Origin of the sequence: Mycolicibacter sp. MU0102 (assembly GCF_963378105.1) — a bacterium.
GTDB lineage: Bacteria > Actinomycetota > Actinomycetes > Mycobacteriales > Mycobacteriaceae > Mycobacterium > Mycobacterium holstebronense.
Genome location: NZ_OY726398.1, coordinates 3,671,899 through 3,683,243, shown reverse-complemented (window position 1 = coordinate 3,683,243; position 11,345 = coordinate 3,671,899). Strand labels below are relative to the sequence as shown.

Genomic DNA, 11,345 nt, shown 5'->3' with positions numbered 1-11,345 from the left:
GACGATGGCCGTCGGTCCTTCGGGACCGGCGGCCATCGTCGTTGGGGTGGCGGAGTGCGGTTTAGAGCCGAATCGCCTCGATGGCAACCGAATTACGCAGCCGGGCCACGATGTCACCGTCGGGAAAGGTACGACCGTAGTCGGCGAACACGGTCTCTCGGCCGCGCTCGCGGACCTGCCACCCGCGCTCGGTCAGGTATGCCCCGACCGGGTTTCGCTCGCCGGAGTACACCAGGGTGGCGATGTCGAGATCCAGACCCTGGTCGGCGAACCGCTGGCCCAGTGACTGGTTCGAGTCGCTCAGTGTCGCCGCGCCGTCGGGGTGGTACTCGGTGGCCACCCGGCTGCCCGGGGCGCTCAACGCGGTGATGTGGTCGAACAGCCGGTCCTGCGCATCCGGCGGCAGATAGATGAGCAGACCCTCAGCGCTCCACGCGGTGGGCTTGGTCGGGTCGAAACCGCTGTCGCGCAATGCAGCCGGCCAGTCGTCGCGCAGATCGACGGCCACCGCGCGGCGATCGGCGGTCGGCCGGGCCCCCAAGTCGGCCAGCGTGCGGGACTTGAACTCGATCACGTCCGGCTGGTCGATCTCGTAGACCACGCTGCCCTGCGGCCAACCCAGCCGGTAGGCCCGCGAATCCAGTCCGGCGGCCAGGATGACCGACTGCCGGACGCCGGCGTCTGCGGCTTGGCCGAAGAAATCGTCGAAGAGCCGGGTGCGCACTGCCATCACGGCGGTCATCGGTTCGGCGGCGGACTTGGCCTCGGCGGCCACCGCCGGGTCGAGCGTGCCGTCGACCATCTTGGTGAAGAAGTCGATCCCGACCGCCCGCACCAGCGGCGCCGCGAAGGGGTCGGAGATGATCGGCTCGGCTTCCGCGGTGGCCAGCGCGCGGGCGGCGGCGACCATGGTGGCGGTGGTGCCCACGCTGGAGGCCAGGTCCCAGCTGTCGTTCTCAGTGCGTGCCATGGCCCTCAGCCCCGAATCGCGCTGATGTAGGCCAGCTTGCCGAAGCCGGGCTCGTCGTCGACATCCAGTGGTGGCAGCCCGTACTCGGCGAACAAGGCGCCGACGTCGTGGCTGTCGACCCACCAGTCGTGGTCGGCCAGATAACTACCGGCTTCGTTGCGGTCCCCGAAATAGAGCAGTTCGGCCATGTCGATGTCGACGCCGTGGCTGCGCATCCGTTCCGCGGATTCCTGCATGCGCCGGCGGGCCTGTCCTTCGGCGTCGGCGTCCAGGCCCGGCATGCTCTCGGTGGCGATCCGGCTGCCCGGTGCGCTCAGTGCCGTGACGGTGTCCAGCAGCCGGTCCTGCGCGTCCGGGGGCAGGTAACCCAGCAGTCCCTCCGCGCTCCAGGCCGTCGGCAGGGCGGGGTCGAAGCCCGCCGCCCGCAGCGCCGCCGGCCAGTCCTCACGCAGGTCGATCGAGACGGTCCGCCGCTCGGCGGTGGGCTGCGCACCCTGCTCGGCCAGTACGCGGGTCTTGAACTCGATCACCTCGGGCTGGTCGACCTCATAGACGACGGTGCCCGCCGGCCAGTCCAGCCGGTAGGCACGCGAGTCCAGTCCGGACGCCAGAATGACGACCTGGCGAATGCCGGCGGCGCCCGCATCTTCGAAGAAGTCATCGAAGAACCGGGTGCGGGCCGCCATGTTGTCGGCCATCCGGGCCATGTCCATCGGGGTTTGGTCGCCGAAGTCTTCCGGGGCGATCTCACCGCTGGCCAATCTGGTGAACAGGTCCAGGCCGACGGCACGCACCAGCGGCTCAGCGAACGGGTCGTTGATCAGGGGATGGGCGGCCCGGCTGGCGATCGCGCGGCCCACAGCCACGCCGGTGGCGGTGATGCCCACGCTGGAGGCCAGGTCCCAGGTGTCGTTATCGGTACGTGCCATGTGCGCACTCCTATCTATCTAGCTCTGCCGGTCGAGTGCCGCCGGGAAGTTAGTTAGCGTATTTAACGAGCTATCGACGACTGTACGCCGCTACGCTGATCGCGCGCTGGCAGTGCCGCCAACGCCCGCCCGGCCCGTCGTGCGCAGCTGTTACTCTCGTAGACTGCTGACGCGCCTAGGACACGCGTGGCCTTGTCATAGCTGGCCGGCCCGTGGACGCGAAAACGCAGGACTAACCCAGGACTAACCGGGGCTGGGACACAACAGCCCATTGGAACGCCGCGACCGGACCTCGGCTGCGCAGGAGGAGAAGAGTGTTCTCGGCTTTCATCTCAGCGCTGCGGACGGTCGACCTGAGGCGCAAGATCCTCTTCGCGCTGGGCATCATCGTGGTGTACCGGCTGGGAGCCGCGATCCCGTCGCCCGGCGTCGACTACCAGAACGTGCAGCAGTGCATCAAGGAAGTCAGCGGTGGCGATGCCGCCCAGGTGTACTCACTGATCAACCTGTTCTCCGGCGGCGCACTGCTGCAGCTGACGGTGTTCGCCATCGGCGTGATGCCCTACATCACCGCCAGCATCATCGTGCAGCTGCTCACCGTGGTGATCCCGCGCTTCGAGGAACTGCGTAAAGAAGGCCAGTCCGGCCAGAACAAGATGACGCAGTACACCCGTTATCTGACGGTTGCGCTGGCCGTTCTGCAGGCCACCAGCATCGTGGCGCTGGCCGCCAACGGCGGACTGCTGCAGACCTGCAGCCTCCGCCACGACATCATCTCCGACCACAGCATCTTCACCCTGATGGTGATCGTGCTGGTGATGACCTCCGGGGCGGTGCTGGTGATGTGGCTCGGCGAGCTCATCACCGAGCGCGGCATCGGCAACGGCATGTCGCTGCTGATCTTCGTCGGTATCGCCGCCCGTATTCCGATCGAGGGCAAGACCATCCTCGACTCCCGCGGCGCCGTGGTGTTCACCATGGTCCTGTTGGCCGCACTGGCCATCGTCGTCGGCGTGGTCTTCGTGGAGCAGGGCCAGCGCCGTATCCCGGTGCAGTACGCCAAGCGCATGGTGGGCCGGCGCATGTACGGCGGCACGTCGACGTACCTGCCGCTGAAGGTCAACCAGGCCGGCGTTATCCCGGTCATCTTCGCCTCGTCGCTGATCTACATTCCGCAGCTGATCACCCAGCTGGTCCACAGTGGCAGCGGCGGCCCCGGCAACAGCTGGTGGGACAAGTTCGTCAGCACCTACCTGTCTGACCCGTCCAACTTCGTCTACATCGCGCTGTACTTCGGCCTGATCATCTTCTTCACGTACTTCTACGTGTCGATCACGTTCAACCCCGACGAGCGGGCCGACGAGATGAAGAAGTTCGGCGGCTTCATTCCGGGCATCCGGCCGGGACGCCCGACGGCGGACTACCTGCGCTATGTGCTCAGCCGGATCACGCTGCCTGGCTCGATCTACCTTGGCGTCATCTCGGTGCTGCCCAACCTGTTCCTGCACATGGGCAGTTCGGGCACCGTTCAGAACCTGCCCTTCGGCGGCACCGCGGTGCTGATCATGATCGGCGTCGGTTTGGACACGGTGAAGCAGATCGAGAGCCAGCTCATGCAGCGCAACTACGAAGGGTTCCTCAAGTGAGAGTCGTACTGCTGGGACCGCCGGGGGCCGGCAAGGGCACCCAGGCGGCGAAGCTGGCGGAGAAGCTGGGCGTCCCGCAGATCTCCACCGGCGATCTGTTCCGCCACAACATCGCCGAGGGCACCGAGCTGGGCAAGCAGGCCAAGCAGTACCTCGATGCCGGAGACCTGGTGCCGCCGGAGCTCACCAACGCGCTGGTCGACGACCGGCTCGATCAGCCCGACGCCGCCAACGGATTCATCCTCGACGGCTACCCCCGTTCGGTGGAGCAGGCCGAGGCACTGCACACCATGCTGGAGCGTCGCCAGACCAAGCTGGATGCGGTGCTCGAGTTCCGGGTCACCGAGAGCGAACTGCTCAAGCGGCTCAAGGAACGTGGCCGCGCCGACGACACCGCCGATGTCATCCACAACCGCATGATGGTCTACCGCGAGGAGACCACGCCGCTGTTGGACTACTACCAGGACGAGCACGAGCTGCACGTGGTGGACGCGCTCGGCACGCTCGATGAGGTGTTTAGCCGCGCCCTGAACGCCCTGGGACAGTAGTGATCGGACTGCCGAAGCGGCGCAAAGCGGTGCCGCATCGCAGCCCCGGTGAGCTCGACGCGATGGCTGCGGCGGGCGCCGTCGTCGCCGCCGCGCTGGCCGCAGTCCGCGAAGCAGCGGCCGTCGGCGTCTCGACCTTGCAACTGGACGAAATCGCCGAATCGGTGATCCGGGACGCGGGCGCCACGCCGTCGTTCCTGGGATACCACGGCTTCCCGGCATCGATCTGCAGCTCGGTCAACGACCGGGTGGTCCACGGCATCCCGACGGCGGCCGAGGTGCTGGCGGCCGGCGATCTGGTGTCCATCGACTGCGGCGCGATCCTGGACGGCTGGCACGGCGACGCCGCGGTCACCTTCGGGATCGGGACGCTCAGCGCGGCCGACGAAAGCCTGTCCGCGGCGACCCGACAGGCGATGGAGGCCGGCATCGCGGCGATGGTGGTGGGCAACCGACTCAGCGACGTGTCACACGCCATCGAAATGGGCGCCCGGGCCGCGTCGACGGAGTTCAAGCGCTCTTTCGGCATCGTTGCCGGTTACGGCGGCCACGGTATCGGCCGCCAGATGCACATGGACCCCTTCCTGCCCAACGAGGGATCGCCGGGCCGCGGACCGCTGCTGGTGGCGGGCTCGGTGCTGGCCATCGAGCCGATGCTGACGCTGGGAACCGACCAGACCGTGATCCTTGAAGACGAGTGGACCGTCGTCACCGCCGACGGGTCGCGCGCCGCGCACTGGGAGCACAGTGTTGCGGTGACCGAGGACGGACCCAGGATTCTGACCAGCCCAGCTGCGGGCTGATTCGTAGGGGAATGAACCAAAGGCCTCGCTGAACCGTGTCACCACGGTGAAGGTGCGAGCCTTGAACGCGCCATCAGCCTTGCGCATCCTCGTGGTCGGCGCGGGCGTGGCGGGGCTTTCGCTTGCTCGCGGACTGGTGCGTGACGGTCACGACGTCACCGTTTTCGAGCAGCGGCCGCACCTTCAGGCCGGCGGCGGTGCCGTGACCATCTGGTCCAACGGCGCGACGGTGCTGGGGCAGCTGGGCGTGGACATGGCTGGAGCCGGTCAGCCGTTGGCTGCGGTCCAGGTGACGACGTCCACCGGGCGCCCGCTGGCCACGCTCGACATGACAGCGATGGAGCGGGGGTTGGGCGCACCGGTCCGGATGGTTCCGCGCCGGGTCCTGCTGGAACGCCTGCTGGAGGACTTTCCGTCCGAACGCATCCGGTGCAACGCCCGCGCGGTGGGTATGAGCGCTACCGACGGCGCAGTGCGCGTCGATTTCCACGACGGCAGCTCCGTCAGCGGGGATCTGTTGATCGGCGCCGACGGGCTGCATTCGATGGTGCGGGACCTCACCGACGCGCCACCAGCCCAGCCGACCGGCTGGAGCAGCTGGCAGGGCCTGGTCAGCCTCCCCGGCCTGGTCGCCGACAAGCGGGTGGCACTAATGGTCGTCGGCAAGCACGGAAACCTCGGGTTGTGGCCGGCCGGTGGCACTGAGCTGCAGTGGTGGTTCGACCTGCCATGGTCGCCGGATTTCGTTCGGCCGGCATCCCCGATCGACATGATCCGCCAACAGTTCGCCGGGTGGTCCGCGCCGGTCGATCGCGTGCTGGCCGCCTTGACCGACGACGACCTGGCCGGATCGCCCTACCCACACTTTCGTCATCCGGTTCCCGGCTCAGGCCGCGGGGCGGTCACCCTGATCGGCGACGCTTCGCACACCATGCCGCCCACCATGGCGCAGGGAACCAACCAGGCGCTGCTGGACACCATGGTGCTGTGCAAGGCGCTCGCGGATCTCCGGTCGGCACCGTCGCATGGCGATCTGGGACGCGCGCTGCGCTGGTATGAGAACACTCGCCGCCGCAAAGTGGCGGCGGTATCGCGGGTGACGGCGCTGCAGCTGTCGCACAGTGAGCTGGTGCTGCGGCCGGCGGCGTACATCCCGGATCGATTGCACACCTGGGGGATGACCATGTTTTTGCGCTCAGTCAGTCATCGCCGGATGTCGGCTGAGATCAACCGCGGCCTCGGGCTGGCCGACATCGATCACACCGCCGGCCAGACCACAGATCACAGTCACTGAGGAGGGCGGGCCAATGTCGCTTCCCACGCATGAAAATGTGGTCGCTCGCCCCGTCGCGCCGGCACCGGCCGATCCGGTGCGGGTGCGCGGTGACTTCGACAGTCCGTCGCGCTGGCTCTGGCTGATCAAATGGTGCGTGCTGGCCACCCCGCACTACCCGATCCTGATCGCCCTGTATCTGGCCTACGTGCCGCTGACCTTTGTTGCCGGAGTGGCGATTGCGATCACCGGGCGATACCCGCGACCGATCTTCGACTTCAACGTGGGCGTGCTGCGCTGGTCGTGGCGCGTCATGAATTACCGGTTTCCGATGAACAGCACCGACAGATTCCCGCCGTTCACCCTGGCGTCTCGGCCCGACTATCCGGCCGATCTGCAGGTCGACTATCCCGAGCGGCTCGAGCGCCGGACGGTGCTGATCAAGTGGTGGTTGTTGGGGTTGCCGCAGATCCTGATGTGTTGGGCTCTGGAGCCTGCGCTGCAGTTGCTCTGCGTGATCAACGCGGTGGCGTTGTTGGTCACCGGAACGATCCCGACCGGCATGTCAGATCTGCTGTTGGGGATCGTCCGGTGGCGTTACCGTGTGGCTGTCTACGTCTCCTTGATGAGTGACGAGTATCCGCCTTTCCGGCTGGATCAGGGCAAGCTGTGGGGGAGCGATGGCGCGCCGTAATCCGCTGTTCCCGTACGTGTATCGGCTCGGAATGCCGTTCTTCGACCGGCTGTTCTATCGCCGGTACCGTCGGACGGCCATGAGCCACGCGATGGGCCGGTTGCTGATGGTCGGCCTCGGGCCGGGTGCGGACCTGATGTTTCTGCCCGCGGCGGTGACGTCGGTCGCGGCCATCGAACCGGAGCCCGCGATGCGCCGGATGGCCGCCGCGATCGCCCGCCGCCACGGCATCGCGGTGGATATCGTCGATGGAGTGGGTGAGTCGATTCCCTTCCCGGACAACAGTTTCGATTCGGTACATGTCGGTCTCGTGCTGTGCTCGGTCGACGACGTCGATGCCACCCTCGCTGAGATTCGCCGGGTGCTGGCCCCAGGGGGCCGGCTGGTGGTGCTTGAGCATGTCCGCGGTGACGGCGCGATGGGTCGATTCCAAGACCTGATCGCGGAGCCGTGGGCATGGCTGGCGTCCGGCTGCCGGCCGAACCGCCGGACCATCGACGCTATCGCCGCAGCAGGATTCGACACCACCGGTCTGTCCAGCATTCGACGTACTCCGGTACCGCCGCCGTGCACACCGCAGCTGCAGGGGTTCGCCACTGTGCTGCGTGAACCGCCGATCAGGCGTGAACGTGGGCTAGGTAACGTCGAGAGATTGGAGTTCCCACCATGAGTAGAACAATTGCGAGCCGCCGAGCGGCCGTAGGTGTCGGCGCGGCTTTGGCCGCCGGGCTAGTCCCGTTGGCGATCGGTACTCCGGCCTACGCCGACGGGGGTGGCCGCGGTATGGGCGCCGACTCTTGGCTCTTCGGTGACTTCGGAGACCCGGGTGCCGCTCTGTCCACCGTGGTCGACGACCCGGACTTCATCAGTCACACCACCGATTTCGGGTTGTTCACCCTCACCTCGGCTGGGGACCCGTCCGACGACAACTACGTTGCGGTCGTCCTTCAGACGTCGCTGTTCACCGACATTCTCACGTCGGGAACCGATCCGGAGGACAACCTGGGGTTCGGGGCAGCGAGTATCGGGGTGGCCGGGGAGACGGTCAATACGTTCATCGTTCCGGACAATCCGGATCTGGACTTCTCGTTCTCCCTGCCGTTTACGGACCCTTTCGCCGAGTTCTTCATCGAACTCATCCAGCTCGGTCTCGTCTGAGGCAGTCGAGATAGCGATTCCGCCCTATTCGCTCGCGACCGCGTCGATGATGTTGAGCCTCGCGGCTCGTCGTGCGGGCGGCACCGAGCCGAGCAGACTGATCGCCACCGCGCCCACGGCGTAGGCCGGTGCCACCGCGCTCGGTTGGAACGTGACGGTGAAATTCATGATCTCGGCGCTGACCAGACTGTAGAGCCACTGATCGGTCAGGCCGATCGCCAGCCCCACCAGGCCGCCGATCACACCGATGCCGGCCGCTTCGGCCAGCACCATCTGCACGGTGAAGCGGCGATCGGCGCCCATAGCCCGCAGCACACCGATCTCGCGGCGACGTTCGAGTACCGAGAGGGTCAACGTGGTGAACAAGGCCACCGCGGCGACGAACACCACGATGAGCAGTACCGCGTTGGCGATCACCATGCTCTGGCGCAGCGGTGCTTCGAGGCCCGCCAGGGCGGTTCGCCCGTCGTAGACGTAGTTCGGCTCGGGGACCACTCGGCGGATGTCGGCGAGCAGCCGCGCCGGATCGACCCCATCGGCGGCGGTCACCTGCAGTGTGGTCACTGCCGGACGATCGAACCAGGCGCGTAGCTGGTCGAGGCCGATCCCGACGGTTCCGATGACCGTCGAGAAGTACGGCACCAGCGCCAGCACCGCCGCTTGGCGAGGGCCGCGCGGTGTCTGCAGTTGCAACTCGTCGCCAACCCGTACGCCCAGGGCGGTGCCCAGGTTCTGCGACAGCACCACGCCCCGGCCGTCGAGCACATCGCGGCGCGTCTGGTCACCGAGTGCGCGAAACAGCGGATCGGCCGAGCCGGGGGAGAATCCGTCGAGCATCACCCGGGTGCCACCGATCACGGCAAATCCGTAGGCGCCCGGGCTGACCCGGTCTACCCCCGGTACCGCTGCCACGCGATCTTCCAGGCCCTGTGGCAGAGCGTCGGTGGGAAAGCTGTCCGGAGCGTTCGCGCTGACCCACACGTCGACTCCCGCCACGGGCGCGAAGATGGCGCGCGCCGAGGAGATCATGTCGTTGTCGGTACCGGTGATCACCACGGTGGTGACCACGGCGATCAGTACGGTCATCACGGTGGCCCACACCCGCCGCGGCGCACGCTCGATGGTCGCGGCCCCGACCGCGCCGACCTTTCCGAAGGTCCGGGCCGCAGCGGCCGCCGCGGTGACCAGGGACGCGGTGAGGGCAAAGCCAAGGGTGATCTCGGCGCAGAACACCGCGATCATCGCCGCCAGGGAGGTGGTGCCGCGATGGCCCGCGATGATGAACAACGACACGGTGATCACCGCGACGGCCACGACTCCGGTCACCGTGCGCAGCCGGCGCGGCACGGTGTCGGCGGCGGAGGCCCCGACCGGCGCCAACGCCTCGATCGGCGACACCTTGTAGACCTGCCGCGCCGCCATGGCCGCCGCGGTCACGCTGCTGAGGACCGTAGCGGCTATTGCGACCGGCAGTGCGTAGCCGGGCAGCCAGTACTCGACCCGGGCTTCGAGTCCCTGCGTGATGGCCGGGGGCAGTCGGCGGATAGCCAAGTGGCCCAGGAATATTCCTAAGACCGCGCCGAAGGCTCCGCCTAGTACGCCGAGGGCGGCGGCTTCACCGATCAGGTCCGTGACGATGGTGGAGCGGCGGCCCCCGATCGCGCGCAGTGTCGAGATGGCCGGGCGGCGTTGAGCGATCGCCATGGTCATGGTGGTGTAGACCAGGAACGCGCCGACCACCAACGCAACCGCCGCGCCCATCAGCGCCATGTAGTTCATCAGCTTGACGCCGTCGCCGGCGCGAGTGGCGCGCATCCGTGGTTCGGCGACTATCGCTCGCCCGTTGACGGCGGAGGTCACCGCGGTGCGCACCGCGGCCGGGTCCGTGCCCGGCTTGGTGGTGATCAGTATCGAATCGAGCTGGCCAGCGCGTCCGGTGATGTTCTGCGCCAAGGCAAGTGGGGCCAGCACGTAGTTGCCGCCATTGAGGTCGGCGAGATGCTTGCCGGTGAGCACCTGCGTCACCGTGACCCAGGTCGTGCCCAGCCGGAATCCGTCGCCTTTGCCATGGCCCACCCCGGGCCCGACCTGCACGCCGCTCGGTGTCGGCGATGGCCCCGTCGGCGGATGAGCCAGCGCATCGGCCAGCGCGCCGGCCAGGGCCACGCTGCTGGCATCCGCGCCGAACAACAGGATTGTCCCGGTGGCCGTGGGAGTGGTCGCCCGGATCAGCGGCGCCGCGGTCGCGACGCCGGGAACCCGGGCTACCTCGGCCGCCAGCGAGTCGGGAAATCCCGCATCGGTGACGCCGGACACTTCGAGTGAGGCGAACCCGGCGATCCCGTCGGAGAGCCGATTCACCGAACCGGTGATCGACCCGAAGATGCCCAGCACCGCAACCAGATACATCGCCGACACGGCCATGACCGTGACCGTGGCGACGGTACGACGCCGGTGTACGGCCAATTCGCGCAGACTGAACAGCCGAAGTCGGCTCGCGGTGGCGGCGATCGCCGACGTCATCGCCGGACCGTCGCCCGTCCATTGCGTGACGATCCGCGGTGTTCATCGCGCGGCGACCCGCTGTCGGAACCGACCCGGCCGTCCTGCAGGCTGATCACCCGGTCGGTGGCTGCCGCGGCATCGCGGTCATGGGTCACCATCACCACCATCCGGGAGCGGCCGCCCTCGTGCGCCACTTCGGAAAGCAGCCGCAAAATCGCAGCGCCCGTTGCGGAGTCGAGATTTCCGGTGGGTTCGTCGGCGAGGATCAGCGACGGATCCATCATCAGGGCCCGGGCTATCGCGACACGCTGCAGCTGGCCGCCGGACAGCTCCGCCGGACGGTGCTCGACCCGGTTACCGAGCCCGACCCGCCCCAGTAACTCGATCGCATCGCGCTTGACCCTGTCCAGTCGGCTGCCGTCGAGGAGCTTGGGAACGGCTACGTTCTCCCACGCCGACAGGGTTGGCAGCAGGTTGAAGAACTGAAACACGAACCCCACCCGATGCCGGCGAAACGCCGACGCCTGCTCGTCCCCGAGCCGGCCGATCTCAGCGCCGTCGAACACGATCGAACCGCTGTCGGGGGAGTCCAGTGCCCCGAGTAGATGTAACAGCGTGCTCTTGCCCGCGCCCGACGGCCCGACGATCGACACGAACTGGCCGCCGGTGAGATGCAGGTTGATCCGGTCGAGTGCGCGCACCAATTGGCCGCCGATCCGGTACTCGCGGACGACGTCGCGTAGTTCGATGGTCAGCTCACTTGGGCGCGACTGATCCCGGTGAAGGCGAAGATCGGTGTGCAAGGGCGTCACTCCCTAT

11 protein-coding genes are annotated in these 11,345 nt (G+C 67.5%); 7 read left to right on the top strand and 4 right to left on the bottom strand.

Annotated elements, in window-relative coordinates; translation table 11 throughout:
* Positions 1-61: 61 nt before the first annotated feature.
* Complete coding sequence (locus RCP37_RS17345; RefSeq protein ID WP_308484237.1) at positions 62-970, bottom strand: SAM-dependent methyltransferase; 909 nt, start codon at positions 968-970, stop codon at positions 62-64.
* A gap of 5 nt (positions 971-975) precedes the next feature.
* Positions 976-1,899, bottom strand: a complete 924-nt coding sequence (locus tag RCP37_RS17340) for a class I SAM-dependent methyltransferase (RefSeq protein ID WP_308484236.1) — start codon at positions 1,897-1,899, stop codon at positions 976-978.
* A 314-nt stretch (positions 1,900-2,213) separates the two neighbouring features.
* On the opposite strand from RCP37_RS17340, the gene secY reads away from it, so the two are divergent.
* From secY to RCP37_RS17305, 7 genes are all read left to right on the top strand, one after another.
* Positions 2,214-3,545 (top strand): preprotein translocase subunit SecY, encoded by a 1,332-nt coding sequence (secY, locus tag RCP37_RS17335; protein WP_308484235.1) that lies wholly within the window; start codon positions 2,214-2,216, stop codon positions 3,543-3,545.
* The gene (locus RCP37_RS17330) at positions 3,542-4,093 is read left to right on the top strand and encodes an adenylate kinase (RefSeq protein WP_308484234.1); all 552 of its coding nucleotides are present in this window, start codon (positions 3,542-3,544) and stop codon (positions 4,091-4,093) included. Before secY ends, RCP37_RS17330 begins: the two co-directional genes overlap by 4 nt.
* Entirely contained in the window at positions 4,093-4,896 is an 804-nt protein-coding gene (map, locus tag RCP37_RS17325; RefSeq protein ID WP_308484233.1) for a type I methionyl aminopeptidase, read from the top strand. Before RCP37_RS17330 ends, map begins: the two co-directional genes overlap by 1 nt.
* Positions 4,897-4,957: 61 nt before the next feature.
* Entirely contained in the window at positions 4,958-6,190 is a 1,233-nt protein-coding gene (locus RCP37_RS17320; RefSeq protein WP_308484232.1) for an FAD-dependent oxidoreductase, read from the top strand.
* Positions 6,191-6,272: 82 nt separating this feature from the next.
* Entirely contained in the window at positions 6,273-6,863 is a 591-nt protein-coding gene (locus RCP37_RS17315; RefSeq protein WP_308487135.1) for a DUF4389 domain-containing protein, read from the top strand.
* Positions 6,850-7,533 (top strand): class I SAM-dependent methyltransferase, encoded by a 684-nt coding sequence (locus RCP37_RS17310; RefSeq protein WP_308484231.1) that lies wholly within the window; start codon positions 6,850-6,852, stop codon positions 7,531-7,533. Before RCP37_RS17315 ends, RCP37_RS17310 begins: the two co-directional genes overlap by 14 nt.
* Entirely contained in the window at positions 7,530-8,021 is a 492-nt protein-coding gene (locus tag RCP37_RS17305) for a hypothetical protein (protein WP_308484230.1), read from the top strand. Before RCP37_RS17310 ends, RCP37_RS17305 begins: the two co-directional genes overlap by 4 nt.
* 24 nt (positions 8,022-8,045) lie before the next feature.
* On the opposite strand, the gene RCP37_RS17300 is transcribed toward RCP37_RS17305, so the two are convergent.
* Together RCP37_RS17300 and RCP37_RS17295 are read right to left on the bottom strand one after the other, a co-directional pair.
* Entirely contained in the window at positions 8,046-10,544 is a 2,499-nt protein-coding gene (locus tag RCP37_RS17300; protein ID WP_308484229.1) for an ABC transporter permease, read from the bottom strand.
* Positions 10,541-11,281 carry an ABC transporter ATP-binding protein gene (locus RCP37_RS17295; RefSeq protein WP_308487134.1) on the bottom strand — a complete coding sequence of 247 codons (741 nt, stop codon included), beginning with the start codon at positions 11,279-11,281 and terminating at the stop codon, positions 10,541-10,543. The genes RCP37_RS17300 and RCP37_RS17295 overlap by 4 nt, the downstream gene beginning before the upstream one ends.
* Positions 11,282-11,345 lie beyond the last annotated feature (64 nt).

Coding starts and splice junctions, on each gene's coding strand:
- RCP37_RS17345 (WP_308484237.1), bottom strand. CDS start 970: ATGGCACGCACTGAGAACGACAGCTGGGACCTGGCCTCCAGCGTGGGC.
- RCP37_RS17340 (WP_308484236.1), bottom strand. CDS start 1,899: ATGGCACGTACCGATAACGACACCTGGGACCTGGCCTCCAGCGTGGGC.
- RCP37_RS17310 (WP_308484231.1), top strand. CDS start 6,850: ATGGCGCGCCGTAATCCGCTGTTCCCGTACGTGTATCGGCTCGGAATG.
- RCP37_RS17305 (WP_308484230.1), top strand. CDS start 7,530: ATGAGTAGAACAATTGCGAGCCGCCGAGCGGCCGTAGGTGTCGGCGCG.
- RCP37_RS17300 (WP_308484229.1), bottom strand. CDS start 10,544: ATGACGTCGGCGATCGCCGCCACCGCGAGCCGACTTCGGCTGTTCAGT.